The sequence below is a fragment of the Hydrogenophaga sp. ANAO-22 genome (assembly GCF_042466645.1).
Taxonomy (GTDB): domain Bacteria; phylum Pseudomonadota; class Gammaproteobacteria; order Burkholderiales; family Burkholderiaceae_C; genus Hydrogenophaga.
In genome coordinates this window covers 929,711-952,962 of record NZ_CP159956.1, presented here as the reverse complement: position 1 = coordinate 952,962, position 23,252 = coordinate 929,711, and the positions used below count along the sequence as shown (strand labels likewise).

The 23,252-nt window shown below is 69.4% G+C and carries 21 protein-coding genes; 13 read left to right on the top strand and 8 right to left on the bottom strand.

Annotated features, from left to right (window positions below):
• Positions 1-183: 183 nt before the first annotated feature.
• From ABSY19_RS04450 to ABSY19_RS04440, 3 genes are read right to left on the bottom strand one after another with little or no spacing between them, the layout of a single operon-like run.
• Positions 184-2,550 (bottom strand): CHASE2 domain-containing protein, encoded by a 2,367-nt coding sequence (locus ABSY19_RS04450; protein ID WP_382159431.1) that lies wholly within the window; start codon positions 2,548-2,550, stop codon positions 184-186.
• 7 nt (positions 2,551-2,557) lie between these two features.
• Positions 2,558-4,261 (bottom strand): FecR domain-containing protein, encoded by a 1,704-nt coding sequence (locus ABSY19_RS04445; RefSeq protein WP_382159429.1) that lies wholly within the window; start codon positions 4,259-4,261, stop codon positions 2,558-2,560.
• Between the two features lie 2 nt (positions 4,262-4,263).
• Positions 4,264-4,974, bottom strand: coding sequence for a response regulator transcription factor (locus ABSY19_RS04440; RefSeq protein WP_382159427.1), 711 nt, complete (start codon positions 4,972-4,974; stop codon positions 4,264-4,266).
• Between the two features lie 336 nt (positions 4,975-5,310).
• Between ABSY19_RS04440 and ABSY19_RS04435 the strand changes: the two genes are divergently transcribed.
• The 4 genes from ABSY19_RS04435 to ABSY19_RS04420 all read left to right on the top strand — a co-directional run bounded on the left by ABSY19_RS04435 (position 5,311) and on the right by ABSY19_RS04420 (position 9,943).
• Positions 5,311-6,060 (top strand): electron transfer flavoprotein subunit beta/FixA family protein, encoded by a 750-nt coding sequence (locus ABSY19_RS04435; protein WP_382159425.1) that lies wholly within the window; start codon positions 5,311-5,313, stop codon positions 6,058-6,060.
• An 11-nt stretch (positions 6,061-6,071) separates the two neighbouring features.
• Entirely contained in the window at positions 6,072-7,004 is a 933-nt protein-coding gene (locus tag ABSY19_RS04430) for an electron transfer flavoprotein subunit alpha/FixB family protein (protein ID WP_382159423.1), read from the top strand.
• Between the two features lie 79 nt (positions 7,005-7,083).
• A complete protein-coding gene (locus ABSY19_RS04425; protein ID WP_382159421.1) occupies positions 7,084-8,874 on the top strand; it encodes an acyl-CoA dehydrogenase in 1,791 nt (596 codons plus the stop codon).
• Between the two features lie 88 nt (positions 8,875-8,962).
• Positions 8,963-9,943: an NAD(P)H-dependent flavin oxidoreductase gene (locus tag ABSY19_RS04420; protein ID WP_382159420.1), complete on the top strand. Its 981-nt coding sequence runs from the start codon at positions 8,963-8,965 to the stop codon at positions 9,941-9,943.
• Positions 9,944-9,948: 5 nt separating this feature from the next.
• Here the strand turns inward: ABSY19_RS04420 and ABSY19_RS04415 are convergent, their stop codons facing one another.
• Together ABSY19_RS04415 and ABSY19_RS04410 are read right to left on the bottom strand one after the other, a co-directional pair.
• Positions 9,949-10,779 carry a thioesterase family protein gene (locus ABSY19_RS04415; protein WP_382159418.1) on the bottom strand — a complete coding sequence of 277 codons (831 nt, stop codon included), beginning with the start codon at positions 10,777-10,779 and terminating at the stop codon, positions 9,949-9,951.
• Between the two features lie 70 nt (positions 10,780-10,849).
• The gene (locus ABSY19_RS04410) at positions 10,850-13,171 is read right to left on the bottom strand and encodes a penicillin-binding protein 1A (RefSeq protein WP_382159416.1); all 2,322 of its coding nucleotides are present in this window, start codon (positions 13,169-13,171) and stop codon (positions 10,850-10,852) included.
• A gap of 138 nt (positions 13,172-13,309) precedes the next feature.
• Here ABSY19_RS04410 and creB point away from each other — a divergent pair, with 138 nt between their 5' ends.
• The 3 genes from creB (at position 13,310) to creD (ending at position 16,895) form a co-directional block, all read left to right on the top strand.
• Positions 13,310-14,008, top strand: a complete 699-nt coding sequence (gene creB / locus ABSY19_RS04405; RefSeq protein WP_382159414.1) for a two-component system response regulator CreB — start codon at positions 13,310-13,312, stop codon at positions 14,006-14,008.
• The gene (creC, locus tag ABSY19_RS04400) at positions 14,009-15,448 is read left to right on the top strand and encodes a two-component system sensor histidine kinase CreC (protein ID WP_382159412.1); all 1,440 of its coding nucleotides are present in this window, start codon (positions 14,009-14,011) and stop codon (positions 15,446-15,448) included.
• Between the two features lie 94 nt (positions 15,449-15,542).
• Complete coding sequence (gene creD / locus ABSY19_RS04395) at positions 15,543-16,895, top strand: cell envelope integrity protein CreD (RefSeq protein WP_382159410.1); 1,353 nt, start codon at positions 15,543-15,545, stop codon at positions 16,893-16,895.
• Here creD and ABSY19_RS04390 read toward each other — a convergent pair.
• Complete coding sequence (locus ABSY19_RS04390; RefSeq protein WP_382159408.1) at positions 16,889-17,176, bottom strand: DUF1330 domain-containing protein; 288 nt, start codon at positions 17,174-17,176, stop codon at positions 16,889-16,891. The two genes, creD and ABSY19_RS04390, sit on opposite strands and share 7 nt — an antisense overlap.
• A 109-nt stretch (positions 17,177-17,285) precedes the next feature.
• Here ABSY19_RS04390 and ABSY19_RS04385 point away from each other — a divergent pair, with 109 nt between their 5' ends.
• Both ABSY19_RS04385 and ABSY19_RS04380 read left to right on the top strand, forming a co-directional pair.
• On the top strand, positions 17,286-17,660 hold the full coding sequence (locus tag ABSY19_RS04385) for an ArsR/SmtB family transcription factor (protein ID WP_382163677.1): 375 nt from the start codon (positions 17,286-17,288) through the stop codon (positions 17,658-17,660).
• A complete protein-coding gene (locus tag ABSY19_RS04380) occupies positions 17,657-18,187 on the top strand; it encodes an SRPBCC family protein (protein WP_382159406.1) in 531 nt (176 codons plus the stop codon). The genes ABSY19_RS04385 and ABSY19_RS04380 overlap by 4 nt, the downstream gene beginning before the upstream one ends.
• A gap of 6 nt (positions 18,188-18,193) precedes the next feature.
• Here ABSY19_RS04380 and ABSY19_RS04375 read toward each other — a convergent pair whose 3' ends face one another.
• Positions 18,194-19,279: a LacI family DNA-binding transcriptional regulator gene (locus ABSY19_RS04375; RefSeq protein ID WP_382159405.1), complete on the bottom strand. Its 1,086-nt coding sequence runs from the start codon at positions 19,277-19,279 to the stop codon at positions 18,194-18,196.
• A gap of 120 nt (positions 19,280-19,399) precedes the next feature.
• Here ABSY19_RS04375 and ABSY19_RS04370 point away from each other — a divergent pair, with 120 nt between their 5' ends.
• Genes ABSY19_RS04370 through ABSY19_RS04355 form a run of 4 tightly spaced genes read left to right on the top strand, consistent with a single transcriptional unit; the run spans position 19,400 to position 22,787 of the window.
• Positions 19,400-19,939, top strand: a complete 540-nt coding sequence (locus ABSY19_RS04370) for a gluconokinase (protein ID WP_382159403.1) — start codon at positions 19,400-19,402, stop codon at positions 19,937-19,939.
• The gene (locus ABSY19_RS04365; RefSeq protein WP_382159401.1) at positions 19,936-20,427 is read left to right on the top strand and encodes a TRAP transporter small permease subunit; all 492 of its coding nucleotides are present in this window, start codon (positions 19,936-19,938) and stop codon (positions 20,425-20,427) included. The genes ABSY19_RS04370 and ABSY19_RS04365 overlap by 4 nt, the downstream gene beginning before the upstream one ends.
• A 4-nt stretch (positions 20,428-20,431) precedes the next feature.
• On the top strand, positions 20,432-21,724 hold the full coding sequence (locus tag ABSY19_RS04360; RefSeq protein WP_291113066.1) for a TRAP transporter large permease subunit: 1,293 nt from the start codon (positions 20,432-20,434) through the stop codon (positions 21,722-21,724).
• Positions 21,725-21,764: 40 nt separating this feature from the next.
• Positions 21,765-22,787: a TRAP transporter substrate-binding protein gene (locus ABSY19_RS04355; protein WP_382159399.1), complete on the top strand. Its 1,023-nt coding sequence runs from the start codon at positions 21,765-21,767 to the stop codon at positions 22,785-22,787.
• A gap of 10 nt (positions 22,788-22,797) precedes the next feature.
• Here the strand turns inward: ABSY19_RS04355 and ABSY19_RS04350 are convergent, their stop codons facing one another.
• Positions 22,798-23,238 carry a DUF6691 family protein gene (locus ABSY19_RS04350; protein ID WP_382159397.1) on the bottom strand — a complete coding sequence of 147 codons (441 nt, stop codon included), beginning with the start codon at positions 23,236-23,238 and terminating at the stop codon, positions 22,798-22,800.
• Positions 23,239-23,252: the final 14 nt, after the last annotated feature.

The window sequence follows — 23,252 nt, the reverse complement described above, 5'->3', positions numbered from 1 at the left end:
ACAACCGAGGCGGCGCCCGTCTCCAGGGAAACGGTGCGGTCTGTTCGGTCTATCGTGTGGGTGCTCATGTCGTCAAAGGGAAATCGGGGAACGAGACATCAGCGTAGCCTCGACCCGTTTCGCAAACAAACGGTTTAACAGTCGCTTAACAGAGCGACCGTGTAAAGCGTGGAATGCACCCTCCTAGGGCAGGTGGGTGCTGGCGGCGAGCGTGAAATGGAAGGTCGTGCCATGGCCGGGCTGGCTGATGACCTCGATGCGCGCGCCGTGCCGTTCGATCACGGTGCGCACGAACACCAGGCCCAGGCCCACGCCGCGCGTGGCGCTGTGCTCGGGATCGAGCCGGGCGAACTGCTGGAACAGCCGCTGCTGCTGCTCGGGCGTCATGCCCGGGCCCTGGTCGGTGATGGAGACCCGCCATCCCCCTGTGGCCGCGTGCACGGCGCACAGCACCTCGGTGCCTTCGCCGCCGTACTTCACCGCGTTGCCCAGCAGGTTGGCGATGGCCCGGGTGAGCAGGCCGCGGTCGGCTTCGCACAGGGCCGGTGCATCGGGGCGCACCACCAGCAGGTTCACGCGCTGCGCCTGGGCCTGCGGCCAGACCTCGTCCACGGCCTCGTCGAGCAGGTCCACGAGGTCCACGGTGTCCAGGCGGTAGGTGCTGGATTCGGCCCGGGCCAGTTGCACGAACTCCTCGGCCAGGTCCAGGGTGCGGCGCGCATGCCGTTCGATGCGGCCCAGTGTCTCGGGCTGCATGGGCAGTTGGGGATTCATGCGCTGCACTTCCAGCAGCGCGAGGATGGAGGCCTGCGGCGAGCGCATGTCGTGCGAGATGAAGCGCAGGGCCACGTCGCGCTGGCGCTCCGCCTCGCGGATGGGCGTGATGTCGACCAGGCTGGTGATCCAGCTGGTGGTCTGCCCGTCGGTGTTGAAGCAGGGCACGAAGCGCACCAGCAGATCGCGCCCGGCGGCGTCGCGCGCCTCCGCTCCCCAGGGCTGGGTGGCGTGGTGCAGGCGCTCCATGTCGAACACTGGCTGCTGGGTGCCGGCGCGGTGCACGCCGCGCAGCAGCTCGCCAAGGGGGTAGCCCCGCAGCCGCGCCACCTTCTGCCGGCTGAAGTACTGGTAGGCGGCCTGGTTGCCCGCGAGCACGTGGCCGGAGGCGTCGGCGATCAGCGTGGCATCGGGCAGGCTGTTGAGCGTCTCGCTGACGAAGCGGTGCAGGTTGCGCAACTGTTCGGAGGCGTTTTGCAGCGCGTTGATGTGGCGGTCCAGCAGATCGCCCGAACGGGCCGCCGGCAGCATGGTGGGCAGGTCGCGGCGGGTCTCCATGCGCCGGAACTCCTCGAGCAGGTAACCGAGCGCCGCGCGCAGGCGCCGCCACACCCACAGCGGATAGGCCAGCAGCACGCCCAGCAGGGCGGCCGAAGGCGCGAACTGCAGGCCGGCCACGGACGGCGCGAGCGCGGCGGCCACGACGGTGGCGATCAGCAGCGCGGCGCTCGCCAGCAGCGAGGCGGTGGGCGCCAGCAGCAGCACCGCCAGCAGCGCGAGCCCCACCGGCACCACGCTGAACAGCGCGTTCTGCCAGGCATTGGCGCGTTCCAGCCGCTGGTCGAGCAGCAGCGCGTTCATCACGTTGGCCGCGATCTCCACGCCGTCCATCAACTCGGACTGGCCCGAGCGCGGCGTGGCATAGGCGTCGCCCATGCCGGCGGCCACGGCACCCACGAGCACGTACTTGCCCGCGAACTGCTCGGGCGGCACCTGGCCCCGGAGCACGTCGACGTAGGACACGCGCGGGAAACTGCCCGGCGGTCCGGCGAAGGGAATCTGCATCCAGTGGTCGCGCTGCCAGGCATCCGGGCTCTTGGGCGGCGGCGCCCGCTCGCCGGGCAGGGGCTCGGGCAGCGCGAAACCACCCACGCGCAACAAGGCCACGGCGAACTGATCCCACCACTGGGCGCCGTCGCCTTCGCGCAGAAAGGTGCTGCGCACGATGCCGTCGTTGTCGATCTCCAGGTGCACGTGGCCGATGGCCGCCGCCGCCGAGGCGAGCTCGGGTGCCGGGTCGGTGCGGGTCAGCTGACCCGTGCCGTGCCGGTCCATCAGCAACAGGGGCAACACCACCTTGCCATTGCGCGCGATGGCCTCGCCGAGCAGGGCATCGTCCACGGCGTGGTCGCGGCCGGGTTCCACCAGGATGAGGTCCAGCCCCACGGCGCGCGGCCCCGCGGGGGTGATGCGGTCGAGCAGCGCGGCATGGAAGGCGCGGCGCCAGGGCCAGAGGCCGATCTCGCTCAGGCTCTTGTCGTCGATGGCCACGATCACGATGTCGGGCGACACGGCCTGCCGGCTCAGCCGCGTGAGCTGGTCGGTGAGGGCCAGGTCGATGTGTTCCAGGCTGCGCGAGCAACCCAGGGCGACCACGCCGGCCAGCAGGGCCGCCGACAGCAGGCCCCATTCGAGCCAGCGGGTGCGCGGACGGCGCGCGCGCGCCAGCGGCTCCTGCATCTGGGAGGTGGTGGATTCGGTGGGTCGCGTGTCCAAGCGAACGTCAGCGAAGGCCGCGCAGCACCGGCCGGCCTTCGCTGCTGTGGAGCGGCCGGTTGTCCGAGGTCACGACGCGCGCGTGCACGTCCAGGCGCTGCGGTTCGCTCCACGCGCCGGGCAGGCCGTCGGCGTCGATCTGGCGCACCCGCAGGTGGTACGTGCCGGGCGGCGGCATGGGCCGGGTGAACGCCGCCTCGGCGAGCGACTGGTCGTCCAGCAGACGGGCGAAGGCCGCGTCGTGCGCGAGCTGAAGCTGGTGGCGCCAGGGGCCGCCGGGGCTGGTGGTCCAGCTCACCGCGAGCGTATGGGTTCCCGCGCCGCCCAGGGTGGGGGTGGACGGGGTGGGCGGCAGGGCGACGACCTGGAACGGCATCGGTCGGCTGAACGGCCCTTGGTCGCGCTCGCCCTGCGCATCGCGGGCGACCGCCGCCACCCGCCAGACGTAGGCGCCGGGTGCGAGCGGGCGAACGGTGTGCTGGCAGCGGTCGAGGTCGGGCGTTTGCGCCACCAGGTCGGTGAAGCTGGCGTCGCGCGCCACCTCGAAGCGGTAGCCCACGGCCGTGGCGCCTTCGGTGCACAACAGTTCGATGGCGGGGCCGACCACCCGGCTGCCCTGGCGCGGTTCGCGCAGCAAAGGGGCCGTCGGGTGCGCGTTGACGACCAGGCGGCGCACCGCCTCGGTCCCCGGAATGCCCTGGCCATCCATGGCGCGGACCGCGAGCAGGTAGGTCCCGTCGTCCAGCGCCGCGAAACGCGCCACGGGCGAGGGGAAGACGGCGTTGCGCACCACGCGCTCGGCCGCGTCGTCGCTGGCGATGCGCACCTGCCAGGCCGCGGCGCCGGCTTCGCGGGCGAGCGGCAGTTCGATCAGCGAGGCGTCCTCGAGCACGTCGGGCACGCCGGAGAGGTCGGGCGGCGCGAGCAGGGGCGCCACCACCGTTGTGCTGCCCACACGCGCGCCCTGGCCGGCGCGCACCAGGGTGCCTGCCGCATTCGTGGGGGTGGCGCGCGAGCGCACCTGGATGGCGCCTTCGCGCACATCGCCGATCAGGTCTCCGCCGCTGCCCACCGCCACGCCGAAGGTGGTGCCGCGCACGCCGCCCACGGCGCGCGGCGTGCGCACCTCGAAGCGGCTGCGGGGAGAGGCCAGGGGCTTGACCGTGGCATCGACCCGGCCGCGCTCCAGGTCGAGGCCGGACTGCGCATGGCCTGGCGCGGGCGCATGCCGCAGTTCGCGCAGGCGCACCTGCGTGCCGGCCGAGAGGCGCACCACCGAGCCATCGGCCAGGCGCAGGGTCACGAAGCCGTCGTCACCCACCTCGATCTGCGCGCCTTCGCTCACCTGTCCGCCGACCACCAGCGGCGCGGCATGGGCCTGGGACGCCCCCTGGCGCACGCTGGCCTGGCCCGCGACGTGCAGCACATCGGCCACCGCCGGCTCGGGGCGCGCGAGCGCGGCGGGAATCACCAGCTGGCTGCCGGGTCTCAGGCGGCGCGGATGGCTCACCTGGTTGAGGCGCTGCAGTTGCGGCCACTGGCTCGGGTCGTCCAGGTAACGCTGCGCGAGCTCGTACAGGTTGTCGCCCGGCTGCACGGTGTGCACGCGGTCCTGCTGCGCGAGCGCCAGCCCGCTCCAGCAGAGCAGGGCGGCGGGGGCCACCAGGCGCCAGGGCGAACGCAAAGGGGGTTGAGGGGCGGTGCGGGGCATGTTCAATGGGCCAGGGCGGCCGGCACCGGGCCGAGGTCTTCGAGCCGGTACCCGTGGCTGTAAACGGACACCAGCTTGTAGCCCGACTCGGCGCGCAGGCTCAGTTTGCTGCGCACGTGGGACATGTAGACGTCCAGCGAGCGCGACGAGATGTCCGCGTCGATGCCCCAGACGGCCTCGATCAGGTGGGCGCGCGAGAGCAGGCGGCCCATGTTGCGGAACATGAGGAAGGCGAGGTCGAATTCCTTGCTGGTCAGGGTCGAGAGTTCGGTGCCGTCGACACGCACCACGCGGTCCTGCACCAGGAAACGGTAGCGGCCCCAGACCAGCTCCCTCGGTGCCGGGGCGTGGCCGCCCCGTCGCAGCAGCGCCATCAGGCGCGCGCGCAACTCCCCCACGCGGGCGGACTTGACCATGTAGTCGTCGGCGCCGCAGTTCAGGCCTTCGATGATGTCGCGCTCGTCGCTGCGGTTGGTCATCATCAGGATGGGCACCGGTGCCATCGCGGTGTCGCGAATCGCGCGGATCACGTCCAGGCCAGGGATGTCGGGCAGCTCCCAGTCGACGATGAAGAGGTCGAACGTCTCCTTGGGCAGCACGCGCAGCAGCGCGTTGGCATTCTCGAACAGGTGGCAGTCGTGGCCCATGGATGCGACGACCACCCTGACCAGATCCAGCTGCGCGGGATCGTCATCAATGGCGGCAATGCGCATGTGGCTCGGGCAGGTGGTTCAAAGGATTAAAAGAAACAGAATGTATTTGCACGAATATATCGATGGACCTGCGGTGTTGCAGCCGTTTTGACAATCTATTAAGAAATCAAACGGCCATTCCGAGACCGAAGGCACGTGCCGTTTCACTAGGGAGACTTCCATCCAGGGGCAATAGCGCCTACAATGGCAAAAAAGCACGACCGTTCTTTTCTCGGTTTGTGCGTCGCCCGCGAGGGCAGCGCCCATGAGGCGGCAGACCATCCGCATACAATCCTTGAGTTGACGTGCACGTCAATTCGTGACGACATTTTTCCAATCATCAGGAGCAGCCCAATCATGAAGGTCATCGTCCCCGTCAAGCGCGTGGTGGATTACAACGTCAAGGTTCGCGTCAAGAGCGACGGTACTGGCGTGGACATCGCCAACGTCAAGATGAGCATGAACCCGTTTGACGAGATCGCGGTGGAAGAAGCCGTGCGCCTGAAGGAGAAGGGCGTGGTCACCGAGGTGATCGCCGTCTCCTGCGGCGTGACGCAGTGCCAGGAGACCCTGCGCACGGCCATGGCCATCGGCGCGGACCGCGCCATCCTGGTGGAGACCAGCGAAGAACTGCAGCCCCTGGCCGTGGCCAAGCTGCTCAAGGCGCTGGTGGACAAGGAACAGCCCCAGCTCGTGATCCTGGGCAAGCAGGCGATCGACGACGACTGCAACCAGACCGGCCAGATGCTGGCCGCGCTGGCAGGGCTTCCCCAAGCGACTTTCGCCTCCAAGGTCGAAGTGGCCGACGGCAAGGCCAGCGTCACGCGCGAAGTGGACGGCGGCCTGGAGACCCTGTCGATCACGCTGCCGGCCGTCATCACGACCGACCTGCGCCTGAACGAGCCGCGTTACGTGACGCTGCCCAACATCATGAAGGCCAAGAAGAAGCAGCTGGACATCGTCAAACCCGAAGACCTCGGTGTGGACGTGAAGCCGCGCATCAAGACCCTCAAGGTCAGCGAGCCGCCCAAGCGCGGTGCCGGCGTCAAGGTGGCCGATGTGGCCGCCCTGGTGGACAAGCTGAAGAACGAAGCCAAAGTGATCTGAGGACCTGAAAAATGACCGCACTCGTTATTGCCGAACACGACAACGCCTCCATCAAGGGCGCGACCCTCAACACCGTGACCGCCGCCGCCCAGTGCGGGGGTGACGTGCACGTGCTCATCGCCGGCCACAACGCCGGTGAAGCCGCCAAGGCCGCAGCCGCCATCGCTGGCGTGACCAAAGTCATCCACGCCGACGCCCCGGGCTTCGAACACGGCCTGGCCGAGAACGTGGCCGCCCAGGTGCTGGCCCTGGCCGGCAACTACAGCCACATCCTGTTCCCGGCCACCGCCAGCGGCAAGAACGTCGCGCCGCGCGTGGCCGCCACGCTGGACGTGGGCCAGGTCTCCGACATCACCAAGGTCATCAGCGCCGACACCTTCGAACGCCCGATCTACGCCGGCAACGCGATCGCCACCGTGCAGAGCACCGACGCCAAGCACGTGATCACCGTGCGCACCACCGGCTTCGACCCGGCGGCGGCCACCGGTGGCAGCGCCGCCGTGGAAACCGCCACGGCCGCGGCCGATGACGGCAAGAGCAAGTTCCTGGGCAGCGAGATCGCCAAGAGCGACCGCCCCGAACTCACCGCCGCGAAGATCATCGTCTCCGGTGGCCGCGCGCTGGGCTCCGCCGAGAAGTTCAACGAGGTGATGACCCCGTTGGCCGACAAGCTCGGTGCCGCCCTCGGCGCCAGCCGTGCCGCTGTGGACGCGGGTTACGCGCCCAACGACTGGCAGGTGGGCCAGACCGGCAAGATCGTCGCGCCTCAGCTCTACATCGCCGCCGGCATCTCGGGCGCGATCCAGCATTTGGCCGGCATGAAGGACTCCAAGGTGATCGTGGCGATCAACAAGGACCCCGAGGCGCCGATCTTCTCGGTGGCCGACTACGGTCTGGAGGCGGACCTGTTCACCGCCGTGCCCGAGTTGATCAAGGCACTCTGAGCCGCTTGAGAAAGACAAGGGCATCGTTCGCGATGCCCTTGCCGCATCTGCCCCCTGAATTTCCCCCGGAGACAAGACGATGAGCTACACCGCCCCCCTCAAGGACATGCTGTTCGACATCGAGCACCTGGCCCGCATCGACCAGGTGGCGCAGATGCCCGGCTTCGAGGAAGCCGGCCTGGAAACCGCGCAAGCCGTGCTGGAGGAGTGCGCCAAGCTCAACGAAGGCGTGATCGCGCCGCTGAACTTCGAGGGCGACAAGAACCCTTCGTGGTTCAAGGACGGCGTGGTCACCACCACCCCCGGGTTCAAGGACGCCTTCAAGCAGTACGCCGAAGGTGGCTGGCAGGGCCTGCAGCACCCGGTGGACTTCGGCGGCCAGGGCCTGCCCAAGACCATCGGCGCGGCCTGCGGCGAAATCCTCAACAGCGCCAACATGAGTTTCGCGCTGTGCCCGCTGCTGACCGACGGCGCGATCGAAGCCCTGCTCACCGCGGGCTCCGACGAGCTCAAGGCGACCTACCTCGAAAAACTGGTGAGCGGTCAATGGACCGGCACCATGAACCTCACCGAGCCGCAGGCCGGCTCCGATCTCGCTGCCGTGCGCAGCCGCGCCGAGCCGCAGCCCGATGGCAGCTACAAGGTGTTCGGCACCAAGATCTTCATCACCTACGGTGAGCACGACATGGCCGAGAACATCGTGCACCTTGTGCTCGCGCGCGTGACCGGCGCGCCCGAGGGCGTGAAAGGCATCAGCCTGTTCGTGGTGCCCAAGTTCATGGTGAACCCGGACGGCTCCCTGGGCGCGCGCAACGACGTGCATTGCGTGAGCATCGAGCACAAGATGGGCATCAAGGCCAGCCCCACCGCCGTGCTGCAGTACGGCGACCACGGCGGTGCCGTGGGCTACCTCGTGGGCCAGGAAAACCGGGGCCTGGAGTACATGTTCATCATGATGAACGCCGCGCGCTACGCCGTGGGCGTGCAGGGCATCGCGATCGCCGAGCGCGCCTACCAGAAGGCCGTGGGTTACGCGAAGGACCGCGTGCAGAGCCGCCCGGTCGACGGCTCGATGAGCGCGGCCGCGCCCATCATCCACCACCCGGACGTCAAGCGCATGCTCATGACCATGCGCGCCTCCACCGAAGGCTGCCGCGCCATGGCCAGCGTGGCCGCCGCCGCGTACGACGCCGCCCACCACCACCCCGATGCCGAGGTGCGCAAGCAGAACGCGGCCTTCTACGAGTTCCTGGTGCCGCTGGTCAAGGGCTACAGCACCGAGATGAGCCTGGAAGTCACCAGCCTGGGCGTGCAGGTGCACGGCGGCATGGGCTTCATCGAGGAGACGGGTGCGGCGCAGTACTACCGCGACGCCAAGATCCTCACCATCTACGAAGGCACGACCGCCATCCAGGCCAACGACCTCGTGGGCCGCAAGACCGCGCGCGATGGTGGCACCGGCGCCAAGGCCATCGCGGCCCAGATCGAGAAGACCGAGGCCGAACTGGCGACGCGCGGCAGCGCCAACGCCAAGGCCGTGCATGCCCGCCTGAAGGCCGCGCGCGAGGCCTTCGTGGACGTGGTCGAGTTCATCGCCGCCAACACGCGCGCCAACCCCAACGCGGCCTTCGCCGGCAGCGTGCCCTACCTCATGCTCGCGGGCAACCTCGTGGCGGGCTGGCAGATGGCGCGCGCGCTGCTGGTGGCCGAGGACCAACTGGCCCAGGGCAAGGACGCGGCCTTCATGCAGGCCAAGATCACCACCGCGCGCTTCTACGCCGACCACCTCCTCAGCCGCGCCCCGGGCGTGCGCGACAGCATCGTGGACGGCGCCGAGGCCGTGACCGCGCTCGCCATCGAGGCCTTCTGATCGCGGTTTTCGCGCGCCCTGTCGCCGCATCGACAGGGCCTCGCCCCGCGCTGCCCCCAGAATCCTGACGAACCCCAACGGAGACACCATGACAGCACCCGCCCGCAGCCTGCCACCCGTTCTGAAGAACCTGAAGTTCCCGGTGATCGGCTCGCCGCTGTTCATCATCAGCAACCCCAAGCTCGTGATCGCGCAATGCAAGGCCGGCGTGGTGGGCTCCATGCCCGCGCTCAACGCCCGCCCGGCCTCGCAGCTCGACGAATGGCTGGCCGAAATCACCGAGGCCCTGGCCGCGCACGACAAGGCCAACCCCGACAACAAGGCCGCGCCCTTCGCGATCAACCAGATCGTGCACAAGAGCAACGACCGGCTGGAGCACGACATGCAGCTGTGCGCCAAGTACAAGGTGCCGATCGTGATCACCAGCCTGGGCGCGCGCGAGGACGTGAACCAGGCGGTGCACGCCTGGGGTGGCATCGTGCTGCACGACGTGATCAACAACGTGTTCGCGCACAAGGCGATCGACAAGGGCGCCGACGGCCTGATCCCCGTGGCCGCCGGTGCCGGTGGCCATGCCAGCGTGAAGAGCCCGTTCGCGATGGTGCAGGAAATCCGCGCGTGGTTCGGCGGCCCGATCGCGCTCTCGGGCGCCATCGCCTCGGGCGGTGCCATCCTGGCCGCGCAGGCCATGGGCGCCGACCTGGCCTACATCGGCTCGGCCTTCATCGCCACCGAAGAGGCGCGCGCGGTGGACGGCTACAAGGAGATGATCACCGCGTCGGACTCCGACGACATCGTCTACAGCAACTTCTACACCGGCATCCACGGCAACTACCTCAAGGGCAGCATCAAGAACGCCGGCATGGACCCGGACAACCTGCCCCAGAGCGACCCGAGCAAGATGAACTTCGCCACCGGCGAGGGCGCCAACGCGGCCAAGGCCTGGCGCGACATCTGGGGCTGCGGCCAGGGCATCGGCGCGATCCGCGAGGTGCTGCCCGCCGCCGATCTGGTGGCGCGCTTCAAGCGCGAATACGCCGAGGCCAAGGCGCGCATCTGCGCGGGCTGAGCGCTTCAGGCGCGTTCGCGCATCACCAGGGTCTGGATCGCGACGCCGATGGGGCCGTGCACGTCGTAGAGACGTGACAAGGTGGTGCCCACGCCGCCACCGTGGGCCTGGGTTTCCGAGCGCAGCCCGATCCACTCACCTTCGGGTGGGCGGTGCAGGTGCAGGCTGAGGTCGGCGTTCGAGAACAGGTAGCGCTCGGCCGGCAGCACCCAGCTCAGGCCATTGCCGAAATCGGCGGCGGCCGCCGCCCGCATGGCGGGGGAGTTGGGCTGACCCTGCACCAGCGGCACACTCAGGCGAAACCAGGCGGCGGCCGGGCCGGGCTGCGCGGCATCGCCCTGAGCCATGCGGTGGTCCATGGCGGACTGGTAGAACGAGACACCATCCGGCAGGCCAGGAATGCGCAGCCGCTCATGGCATTCGTCGGGCAGCGGGCGCAGCAGCTCCGGTGACCAGCCCGGCAGGCCGGACGGCAACTCGAACGGCTGCCCGCGCACCAGGAGCGCATGGCCCCGGGCCACCAGCACATCGTCAGCGAACAGGTCGATCGTCATGCGCGTGGTGGAGCGACCCGGGTGGGTGTCCAGGCGCGAGGTCAGCGGCGCCACCGGCACCGGCTTGATCAGCTCGATGCTCAGGCGCGAGAGCTGCCAGGCCGGGTCGGGCAGGGCGCTTTCGGCCAGGTGCACCAGCAGGGCACAAGGCGCACCGCCGTGCTGGGCGCGGGCGTCCCAGGGGCCGCGGGCCAGCACGCTGGGCTGCCAGCGGGTGCCGTCCTGTTCGAACACGGCGGTGGGAAGGGCGGCGGCGTCGGGAGAAGGGGCGGCAGGGCTCATGGTGAGCCGATGATAGGTGCGCGGTCCGCGCTGGGCTGTCGCCGCCGTGCAGCGCTCAGGGGGCCTTCGCTCAGGGCCTGGATTCGCCGCGCAGCCAGGCACCGAACGAGTTGAACACCTTGCCGATCTCGCTGCCGAGGTTGGTCTTGTACTGCACCCCGCTGGTGTCCGAGATCTGCGACACCCAGCCGCCGTCGTGCCATTCGGCGTACAGCCAGTCCTCGCCATCGCGCACCAGGCCTTCCGGCGGGGCGGGCGGTTGCGCCACCGGCACGCCCTTGAGCGCCGCGCCCATGTAGTCGATCCAGATCGGCAGCGCGATGCGCCCGCCCGACTCGCCGCCGCCCAGGCTGCGCGGCTTGTCGTAGCCCACCCACACGGCCGCGGCCAGCGAGGGCTGGTAGCCGGCGAACCAGGCGTCCACCGCGTCGTTGGTGGTGCCGGTCTTGCCGTAGATGTCGGGCCGCTTGAGCAGGGCCTGGGCCCGCGCGGCGGTGCCGGCGCGCGCCACGTCGTTGAGCAGGCTGCCGACCACGTAGGCGTTGCGCGCGGGAATGGCACGGGTCTCTTCGGTCAGCGGAGACGCGGGCGGGGCTTCGAACAGCACCTTGCCCTGCGCGTCGGTGATCTTCTCGATCACCACCGGCGCCACCGGCCAGCCGCCGTTGGCCAGGGTGGCGTAGGCCTGGGCCATCTGCAGGGGCGTCGCGCTGCCGGTGCCCAGGGCCAGGGTGAGGTCGTTGGGCTGGCGTGCCACGTCCAGGCCGAAGCGCCCGGTCCATTCGCGCGCGGGTTGGGTGCCGGTGTGCTGCAGCACGCGCACGCTGGCCAGGTTGCTCGAGCGCTTGAGCGCTTCGCGCACCGAGATCGGGCCCAGGTGTTCGCCGCTGGCGTTGTTCGGGCTCCAGCCGTTGGCGGCGGTGAAGGGCAGGTCGTCCACCATCGTGGCCGGCATCACACGCGCTTCGAGCGCGGCGGAGTAGAGCAGGGGCTTCAAGGCCGAGCCCGGCTGGCGCCAGCCCTGCGTGACGTGGTTGAACGGCTGGTTGGTGAAATCGAAGCCCCCCACCAGCGCGCGCACGCGGCCGGTCTGCGGGTCCAGCGCGACGAGCGCGGCCTCGGCCTCGGGCCATTGCGAGATGGCCCACAGCGGGGTCTTCTTGTCCTTGGCCTTGCCGTTGGCGACCACGCGCACGATGGCGCCGCGCGTGACCTTCAGGGGCGCCTTGGCCTTGGCGTCGAGCGCCTTCTGTGCCCAGCGCAGGCCCTCGCCCTGCACGGTGATCCGTTCGCCGCTGGCCAGTTGCACCTCCAGCGCCGTCGGGCTGGCCGAGAGCACGATGCCCACGCGCAGGGTCTCGTCGTCGCGGTGGTCCTTGAGCGCCTCGGCGGCCGCGCGCTCCAGTTCGGCGCCGTTGCCCGAGGGCAGCGACTCGGTGTCTTCCGGGCCGCGCCACGCGCCCCGGCGTTCGAAGGCCAGCACGCCGCGCTGCACGGCGGTGTGCGCGGCGCGCTGGTCGGCCGCGCGCAGCGAGGTCGTCACGCGCAGCCCGCTCGAATAGGCCTCGGTGCCGAAGCGCTCGACCACGGCGCGCCGGGCCATCTCGGCCACGTGGGCCGCGTGCACGCTGCGCGTGCCCGGGGTGCGGATGACCAGCTTCTCGGCGCGCGCGGCGGCGAGCTGCTTGTCGTTGATCGCGTCGACGGCGCGCATGCGCTCGAGCACCACGCGCTGGCGCTGCGTGGCGCGCTCGAAGTTGGCCACCGGGTTGGCGTAGTACGGGTTCTGCGGCAGGCCCGCGAGCATGGCGGTCTCGGCCAGCGAGAGTTTGTCCAGCGGCTTGCCGAAGTAGATCTGCGAGGCGGCGGCGAAGCCATAGGCGCGCTGGCCCAGGAAGATCTCGTTCATGTAGATCTCCAGGATGCGGTCCTTGGAGATCTCGTCTTCCAGCTTGAGGGCCAGCCAGATTTCCTTGGCCTTGCGCTCGGCCGAGAACTCGCGCGTGAGCAGCATGGTGCGCACCAGCTGCTGCGTGATGGTGGAGGCGCCTTGCTTGCGCCCCCCGGTGATCACGGCCAGCACCGCGCGCGCCATGCCTTTGGGGTCCACGCCCGAGTGTTCGCGAAAGCGCGCGTCTTCCACCGCCAGCACGGCCTGCTGCAGCTGCATCGGCATGCGCGAGAGCGGCACGTAGTCGCGCCGCTCGGTGCCGAACTGCGCGATCTCCTCGCCGTCGGCGGTGTAGACCTGCAGCGGCAGCTTGGGCTGGTAGTGGACGATGCGATCCAGCGAGGGCAGGTCGAAGGTCGACGCCGGGACCGGGAATGCCACGATGAGGGCGGCGGAGAACGCCAGGGCGAGAACCGTCCTGCGTGGGGTGAGCTGAAGCATGGGGTGGAATTATCCCGCCCCCGTGTGAAGCCGGCGTGTGGTCAAAGGTCGTGCTCGTAACCAGCTGTGACTGGCTTTCAGGCCATTCCAGTGCCTTGGTTAAGATGGCCCGCTCCATCCGAAAGCCCCCTCTACACCATGCGCAAGCGCATCCTGCTGCTGGAAGACGAACAGGCCATCGCCGACACCTTGCTGTACGCGCTGCAGAGCGAGGGCTTCGAGGTGCGCCACGTGGGGCTGGCGCGCGAGGCGCTGTCGGCCTTCGAACAAGCACCGCCGGACCTCGCCATCCTGGACGTGGGCGTGCCCGATGGCAACGGCTTCGACGTGTGCCGCGCGATCCGCAAGACCAGCGAGCTGCCCATCGTGTTCCTGACCGCGCGCCACGAGGAGATCGACCGCGTGCTGGGCCTGGAGCTGGGGGCCGACGACTATGTGGTCAAACCGTTCTCGCCGCGCGAGGTGTGCGCCCGCGTGCGCGCCATCCTGCGCCGCAGCGCGGGCGGCGGCGCCCCGGCCGCCGTGCCCGCGCCCACCCCGGTGGCCCCGGGCCTGCTCACGCTGGACGAGAAGGCGCAGCGCATCGCCTGCGAGGGCGAACTGCTGGCGCTCACGCGCTACGAGTTCCTGTTGCTCGCCACGCTGTTGCGGCGCCCGCAGCGCATCTTCTCGCGCACCGAGCTCATGGACCTGGTCTGGGGCGGGGCCCCGCACACCTCGGACCGCACGGTGGACGCGCACATCAAGCTGCTGCGCGCCAAGCTGCGCGAGCGCGGCCTGGTGGCGGAGGTGATCCAGACCCACCGCCACATGGGTTACTCGCTGCGGTTGCCCTGAATGCGCATCGGCCTGCGCCTGCTCATTGGGTTCTTCCTGGTGCTGGGCCTGGCGCTGTTCGTGGTGTTGCGCGTGCTGCTGGACGAGGTCAAGCCCGGCACCCGCCTGGCCATGGAGGACAGCCTGATCGACGCGGCCTACACGCTGGCGCAACTGGCCACGCCCGACATGAAGGCCGGCACCATCGCCGAGGGTTTCTTCGCCCGCTCGCTGCAGGGCCTGGACACCGCGCGGCCCGGCGCCAACATCGGGGGCTTTCGCAAAGACCGCATCGACTACCGCATCACCATCACCGATGCCGAAGGCATCGTGCGCTTCGACACGCGGCCCGAGGCCATCGGCCAGGACCACTCGCGCTGGAACGACGTGGTGCGCACGCTGCGCGGCGAGTACGGCGCGCGCTCCAGTCCCGCGAGTCCGGACGACCCCGACAACACGGTGATGCACGTGGCCGCGCCCATCCGCGACGGCGACCGCGTCATCGGTGTGCTCACCGTCTCGCGCCCCAACCAGCGCCTGCAGCCCTACATCGACCGCAGCGAGCAGCGCATCCTGCGCTGGTCCTGGGCGCTGCTGGGCCTGTCCCTGCTGATCGGTCTGCTGTTCAGCTGGTGGATCGCGAGTTCGCTCTCGCGCCTGCGCGGTTATGCGAACGCGGTCTCGCGCGGCGAGCGCGCGCCGCTGCCGGTGCTCGGGCGCCTGAGCGGCAGCACCGAGTTCGCCGACCTGGCGGGCGCGCTGGAGCGCATGCGGCTCAAGCTGGAGGACAAGGCCTATGTGGAGAGCTACGTGCACACGCTCACGCACGAACTCAAGAGCCCGCTGGCCGCGATCCGGGGCGCGGCGGAACTGTTGCAGGAGGACCTTCCCGCGCCCGACCGGCAGCGCTTCGCCGGCAACGTGCAACGGCAGGCCGAGCGCCTGCACCTGCTGGTGGACAAGCTGCTGCAACTGGCCCACGTGGAGCAGATGCAAGGCCTGGGCACGCGCGAGCCGGTGGACCTGAGCGCGCTCACGCGTGAGCTGCTGCAGCGGCTCGAACCACGCCTGCGCCGCAAGTCGCTGCGCGTGCGCGACGAACTCGGGCAGGGCCTGGTGGTGCAGGGCGATGCCTTCCTCATCGGCCAGGCCTTGCAGAACCTGCTGGACAACGCGATCGACTTTTCGCCGCCGCAGGGGGAGCTGTGGCTGCGCCTGCACAAGGACGGTGGCCAGCTGGAGTGGTCGGTGCGCGACCAGGGGCCGGGCATTCCCGACTACGCGCGCGACCGCCTATACGAGCGTTTCTATTCGCTGCCGCGCGGCGAAGGGCAGGACAAGGGCTCGGGCCTGGGCCTGTGCCTGGTCAAGGAGGTGAGCGACCTGCACGGCGGCCAGGTGGTGGTGGAGAACGTGTCCTCGCCCGGCGGCTGCATCGCCCGCTGGCGCCTGCCGGCCTGAGGGTTTCACACTCACTGCACAAAACGCTGCTGCAGCGCACAGCCGCTTCGCACGGCGGGGCCAGACTGGCCGGGTTCTCACCACGGAGCCCGACTTGAACAAATACCCCCTGCTGAGCAAAGTCCTGGTCATCGGCCTGCTGATGCTGCTGCTCTCGATTCCCCTCCTGATGGTGCGCGACCTGATCCAGGAGCGCAGCCAGAACCGCGAGACCGCCACCGAGGAGGTGGCGCGCGCGCACGCCGGTGCGCAGACCCTCACCGGGCCGGTGCTGTACGTGCCCTACACCGAAACCTTCACGCGCACCGTGAGCGTGGGCGAGACCGGCCACACGCGCGAGGAGCGCGTGACGCAGTCGCACGCGGTGATCCGCTTTCCCACGCTGATGGAGACCCGCAGCCACCTCGCGACCGAGACGCGCTGGCGCGGCGTCTTCCCGATCACGGTCTACACCAGCGTGAACCAGAGCAGCGGCCGCTTCGTGTGGACCGAGGTCGAACCGCGCGAGAAGAACGGCCAGATCAGCCTGGGCCAGCCACGCCTGCTCATGGGCGTGAGCGATTTGCGCGGCCTGCTCAACGCGCCCCAGCTCAAGGTCGACGGCCGCGCGCTGGCCGTGGCGCCCGGGCCGGCCGCGCAGCGGCTGCCCCTGCCGCTGGCCGCCTCGCTCGACGTCGCCCAACTGCGGCCCGGCGCGGTGCTGCCGTTCGAACTGCAGCTCGAACTCGCGGGCACGGGCCGCATCGGCTGGGTGCCGCTGGCCGACGAGAACCGCGTGCAGCTGCAATCGAGCTGGCCGCACCCGAGCTTCGACGGCGACTTCCTGCCGCGCACGCGCAGCGTGAGCGCCTCGGGCTTCGAGGCCGCGTGGAGCGTGCCGTCGCTCTCGACCCAGGCGCAGCAGCAGTTCGTGCAGCAGGGCGGCGAGCAGCGGCGCGCGCCCGAGAGCTTTTCCGTCTCGCTCGGCAACCCGGTGGACGTCTACCGCATGACGGAGCGCGCGACCAAGTACGGGATGATGTTCATCGTGCTCACCTTCGCCGCCTTCTTCGTGCTGGAGATGGTGAAGCGCTGGCGCATCCACCCCATGCAGTACCTGATGATCGGCGCCGCGCTGGTGCTGTTCTTCCTGCTGCTGCTGTCGATCGCCGAGCACCTGGACTTCGTCTGGGCCTACCTGGTGGCCAGCGCGGCCTGCATCGGCCTGCTCGCGCATTACCTGCGACACGTGCTGGGCGGATGGGCGCCGGGCCTGCTCATGAGCGGCCTGCTGGTGGCGCTCTACGGTGTGCTCTACGGCATCCTGATCTCGGAGGACAACGCGCTGATGATGGGTTCGCTGCTGCTGTTCGGCGTGCTGGCCGCCATCATGGTCGCGACGCGCAAGGTCGACTGGTACAGCGTGATGGGGGCCTCCACCCCCTCGCAGGCCCCGCCGCCTCAGTAGCCTTCGATGGCGAACAGCGTGCCGCTGGCGGCGCGCTGCCGGATCGCGACCAGGCGCTGGTACTCGGGCGAGTGGTAGAAGGCTTCGAGGTGCGCCATGTCGGGGAATTCGAGGATCACCTGGCGGTTCGGCACGCCGTGGCCTTCGAGCACCTTCACCGCGCCGCCGCGCACCAGGTAACGGCCGCCGTGCGCGGCGATCACGGCGGGCACCTCGCGGCGGTATTCCTCGTAGAGGGCCGGGTCGGTGATGTCGATGTTGCCGTAGAGGTAGGCGGGCATGGGGTCTCCGGGTGGTGTCTTCGACGCGGAGCTTACCGCCATGGCCCGGTGGAAAAAACATTCAATCATTCGGTTGACAGTTGTTCGGGTGGTGTGTATATTCAACTTCATGGTTGAATATGAAGCACCCCAACTCGACGCCGTGTTTCGCGCCCTGGCCGATCCGACCCGGCGTGCCATGCTGGCCGCGCTGTCCTCGCAGCCGCTGCCCGTGGGCGAGCTCGCGGCGCCGTTCGACATCTCGCTGGCCGCGGCATCCAAGCACATCCAGGTGCTCGAACGGGCCGGGTTGATCCAGCGCACCATCACCGGACGCACCCACCTGTGCCAGTTGAACGCCGCACCCATGCACGCGGGGCTCGAGTGGATTCGCCACTACGAGCGGTTCTGGCAGCAGCGCGTCGATGTGCTCGAAGCCTTGCTCAAAGCCGAGGACAAGGTCCGGAAACCGCGGGCACCCCGCAACCCAAGGAGAAAACCATGAAGGACGACGATTACGGCGTGCTCACCGCCCCCGACACAGTGCGCATCGAACGCCTGCTGCCCGGCCCCATCGAGCGGGCGTGGGCCTGGATCACCGAAGAGGACAAGCGCGCCCAGTGGCTGGCCGGCGGTGCGATGGACCTGCAGGTGGGCGGCCGGGTGGCATTGACGTTCCGCCACAAGGAGCTGACGCATGCCGACGACCCCGCGCCACCGAAATACGCGGACATGGCGGCATGCGCGGAACTGCTGGGACAGGTCACGGTGTGCGAGCCGCCGCATCGGTTGGCCCACACCTGGGGCGGGCAGGGCGAGGTTCAGTACGAGCTGCGTGAAGTCGGGGGCGGTGTGCGGCTCGTGATCACGCACCAGCGTTTGCCCAGCCGCGACGATGTGCTGAGCGTGTCGGCCGGGTGGCATGCGCACCTCGATCTGCTGGTCGCGCGCATGCAGGGCCGCGAGGCGCCGCGCTACTGGCAGTTGCACTCGCGGCTCGAGGTCGACTACGCCGATCGTTTCCCGGTTTGATCGGGGTCAGCTGCTGCCGCGGATCAGGGGCTCGAAGCCCAGGTCCAGCGAGGGCTTGGGTGGCAGCTCGCCGCGCATCAGGCTCAGCAGCATCTGCGCGCTGGCCTCGCCGATGGCGCGGCGCGGCGTGCGCACCGTGGTCAGCGGCGGCACCATCTGGTCGCTGCCCGAGAGGTCGTTGAAGCCCGCCACCGCGATGCGCGCGGGCACCTCGATCTTCAGGCGCAGCGCGCACAGCAGGCCGCCCTGGGCCAGGTCGTCGTTGCAGAAGAACACCGCGTCCACCTCGGGGCGGGTGCGCAGCAGGTCTTCGAGCAGTTCACCCCCCAGTTGCATCGACGAGGGCTGCGGGCTCAGCAACTCCAGCTTCGCGTCGTACAGGCCGTGCTGGCGCAGGCAGCGTCGGTAGCCCTCGGCGCGCTGCATGGTGCGCGGGTCCAGCTGCGCGGCCACGAAGGCGATGCGCCGGCGGCCGCGCCGCACCAGGTGCTCGGTGATCGCGTGGCCCGCCTCGACCTGCGAGAAGCCCACGCAGTAGACGCCCGGTGCCTGCGTCAATTCCATCAGGTGCACGCAGGGCACGCCGCTGCCGGCGATGAGCTGGCGCGCGGCCTCGGTGCGGTCGAAGCCGGTGAGCAGCAGGCCGGCCGGCCGGTGCGCCAGGTAGCTGCGCAGCAATTGCTCTTCCTCGCGTGGCTCGTAGTGCGTCACGCCGATCAGGGTCTGGTAGCCGTGTGGCAGCAGGGTGCGGTGCACGGCCTCCAGCACATCGACGAAGAGCGCGTTGGACAGCAGCGGCACCAGCACCGGCACCTGCGTGCTGCGCTGGGAGGCGAGGGCGCGCGCCGCCGGGTCGGGCACATAGCCCAGCTGCTCGGCGGCGAGCTTGACGCGCTCCACCAGCTCGGCCGCCACGCTGCGCTCGCCGCGCAGCGCGCGCGAGGCGGTGATGGGGCTCACGTCGGCCGCGCGGGCCACGTCGCTGAGGGTGGTGCGGCCGCTGTGGCGGCGCTTGCGTTCGGTCGGTTCCAAGGGTTTTCCCGGTGTTGGGGGCGGTGAGGCTGGCGGTAGGATAGCGCTGTCCAAGGCCATGGACACCCGAATTTACCCTGAATCGTGCCACAGGCCGACCAAAGTCCCAGCTACGAAGGCGGGCACGGTCGGACATGAGGACCGGTTTTCTTTTTCACCTTGTTGGGACAGCGCTACCAAATGAATGCATCGCCCCCGAACACCTCCCTCGTCGTCATGGGCGTGGCGGGTTGCGGCAAGTCCAGCCTGGGCCAGTTGTGCGCCCGGACGCTGGGCGTGCCCTTGCTGGAGGGAGACGATTTCCACTCCGCCAGCAACGTCGCCAAGATGCGCGGCGGCATCCCCCTGAGCGACGACGACCGCGCGGCCTGGCTCGACACCCTGGCCGAGCAGCTGCAGGCCCATGCCGAGGGCGTGGTGCTGACCTGTTCGGCCCTCAAGCTGCGCTACCGCGACCGCCTGCGCGCCGCCGTGCCCGGCCTGCGCTTCGTGTTTCTCGAACTCACGCAGGAGCAGGCGCGCGAGCGCGTGGCCGCGCGCCCGGCCCACCTGTTCCCGGTGAGCCTCGTGGCCAGCCAGTTCGCCACGCTGGAAGACCCGCGCCGCGAACCCGGCGTGCTGCCGCTGGACGCCACGCGCCCGCTGGCCGAACTCGGCGAGGCCGTGGTGCACTGGGTGCACGGCAACGCCACCCCCCATTCCCTGGAGCTTCGCTCATGAAACCATCGCAAGTCTTGAAACACGGGGCCGAGGCCCTGCTCGCGCTGTGCCTGGCGGGCATGGTGGTCTGCGTGTTCGCCAACGTGGTGCTGCGCTACGGCTTCGACAGCGGCATCAACGCCACCGAAGAACTCTCGCGCCTGCTGTTCGTGTGGATGGTGTTCCTGGGCGCGACCGCCGCCTACCCGCTGGGCCAGCACATGGCCTTCACCAGCCTGGTCGGCTCGTTGCGCGATCGCCCGCGCGCATTCGCCTTCGCCACGCTGGCCATCCGCGGGCTGGTGCTGCTGGCCTGCGTGCTGCTGGGCCGGGGCGCGTGGCAGCAGGTGGTGGTGGGCATGGACAGCCACTCCGTGGTGCTGGGCTACCCCGTGGCCTTGTTGCCCCTGCCGGCGTTGCTGTGCGCGCTGGCCATCGGCGCCATGGTGCTGGTCGAGATCGTGCGCCGCACGCCGCTCGACCTGGGCCACGCGGTGGACATGGAGTGACACGATGAGCGTTGAAGCATTGGCCTTCGTGGTCTTCATCGCCGGCATGCTGGTGCTCATGGGCATCGGCATGAACATGGCGTTCGCTCTGCTGCTCACCGGGGCCGCCATGGCCTGGGTGATGGACTTCTGGGACACCCAGCTGCTGGCGCAGAACATGGTGGCCGGCATCGACAGCTTCCCGCTGCTGGCCGTGCCCTTCTTCATCCTGGCCGGCGAGCTCATGAACTCCGGCGGCATCAGCAAGCGCATCATCGACATGGCGCAGGCCTGGGTCGGCCACGTGCGCGGCGGGCTGGGGTATGTGGCCATCGGTGCGGCGGTGCTGCTCTCGGCCATGTCGGGCTCGGCGCTGGCCGACGCGGCCGCGATGTCCGCCATCCTGCTGCCCATGATGCGCAAGCACGGCTACCCGGTGGCCTCGTCGGCCGGGCTCATCGCCGCCGGCAGCGTCATCGGGCCGATCATCCCGCCGTCCATGGCCTTCGTGATCTACGGCGTGACCACCAACACCTCGATCTCGGCCCTGTTCATCTCGGGCATCGTGCCCGGCCTGGTGATGGGCGTGGCGCTGGTGGTGGCCTGGCGCGTGGTGCTGCGCAAGATGACGCTGACCAGCTCGCCGCCGGTGCCCATGGCCGAGCGCCTGCGCCTCACGGGCCGCGCGGTCTGGGCGCTGGTGATGCCGGTGATCATCATCGGCGGCATGAAGAGCGGCATCTTCACGCCCACCGAGGCCGCCGTGGTGGCCGCGTTCTACGCGCTGGTGATCGCGCTCTTCGTGCACCGCGAGATGCGCCTGCCCGAGCTGTACAGCGCGCTGGTGCGCGCCGCGAGCACCACCTCGGTGGTGATGTTCCTGTGCGCCGGCGCCGCCGTGGCCAGCTACATGATCACGCTGGCCGACCTGCCGTCCACGCTCACCGGCTGGCTGGGCCCGCTGGTGGAACACCCGCGCGTGCTGATGGTGGTGATGATGCTGGTGCTGGTGGCGATCGGCACCGCGCTGGACCTCACGCCCACCATCCTGATCTTCGCGCCGGTGATGCTGCCCATCGCCGTGAAGGCGGGCATCGACCCGGTGTACTTCGGGCTGATGTTCGTGCTCAACGGCGCCATCGGCCTGGTCACGCCGCCGGTGGGCACCGTGCTCAACGTGGTGGCCGGCGTCGGGCGCCTGCCCATGCACCAGGTCATCAAGGGCGTGAACCCCTTCCTGATCACCTACCTCATCGTTCTCGGCCTGTTCATCGTGTTCCCGCAGATCGTCACCGCGCCCGTGGCCTGGATGCGCTGACCTTGCCACTTCCCCTTCACCCACCCCCAAGGAGACAACCATGACCCTGTTTCGCCGCACCCTGATCGCCGCCACCGCGGCCGCCGCGCTCGCCACCCCCTTCGCCGCCAGCTGGGCGCAGGACATCAAGCCGCGCATCATCCGTTTCGGCTACGGCCTCAACGAAATCTCCAACCAGGGCCGCGCCACCAAGCTGTTCGCCGAAGAAGTGGAAAAAGCCTCGGGCGGCAAGATGAAGATCCGCGCCATCGGCGCCGCCGCGCTGGGCTCGGACGTGCAGATGCAGCAGGCGCTGATCGGTGGCGCGCAGGAAATGATGGTGGGCTCCACCGCCACCCTGGTGGGCATCACCAAGGAAATGGCGATCTGGGACACGCCCTTCCTGTTCGACAACGCCAAGGAAGCCGACGTGGTGCTCGACGGCCCGGTGGGCCAGAAGGTGATGGACAAGCTGCAGGAAAAAGGCCTGGTCGGCCTGGTGTACTGGGAGAACGGTTTCCGCAACCTCACCAACAACAAGCGCGCCGTCACCAAGCTCGAGGACATGGACGGCATCAAGCTGCGCGTGATGCAGAACAACGTGTTCATCGACAGCTTCAAGACCCTGGGCGCCAACGCCGTGCCGCTGCCGTTCTCCGAGCTGTTCACCGCGCTGGAAACCAAGACCGTGGACGGCCAGGAGAACCCGTACAACACCATCCTCTCGAGCAAGTTCTACGAGGTGCAGAAGTACCTCACGGTGACCAACCACGTCTACAGCCCGTGGATCGTGCTGGTGAGCAAGAAGTACTGGGACGGCCTGAGCAAGGACGAGCACAAGGTGCTGCTGGACGCCGCCAGGAAGAGCCGCGACTTCGAGCGCCAGGACACGCGCGCCGAGGCCGACAAGGCGCTGGCCGACCTCAAGGGCAAGGGCATGCAGATCAACCAGCTCTCGCCGGCCGAAGCCAACCGCATGCGCGAAAAACTCGCTGGCGTGAACTCGGGCATCGCCGCCAACGTGGGCGAAGACCTGTGGAAGGAAACGCAGGCCGCCGTCGCCAAGGCGCGCGCCGCGAAGTAAGCCGGGTTCGTCAGCGCGCGGCGGCCGCCGCCGGCCGGGCGAGCAGGCGCTCGGCCCAGCCGTGCATCAGCATGCCCACCAGCATGGCCGCGACGAACACCGCGGCCTTGAACTCGCCCGAGGCCATCGACACGAGCGCGGGGCCCGGGCAGAAACCCGCCAGGCCCCAGCCCGCGCCGAACACCAGGCTGCCCAGCACCAGGCGCCGGTCGATCTGCGTGGCCTTCGGCAGGTGCATGGCGTCGCCGAAGAAACTGGTGGTGCGCCGCTTCGCCAGCGCGAAGGCGAAGACGCCCACCGCGATCGCGCCCGCCATCACGAAGGCCAGCGAGGGGTCCCAGCTGCCGAACAGGTCGAGGAAGCCGAGCACCTTGGCCGGGTCGGCCATGCCCGAGAGCAGCAGGCCCAGGCCGAACAGCAGGCCGACGAGAAATTCGATGATGCGTTGCATGGTGTGGGGTCTCC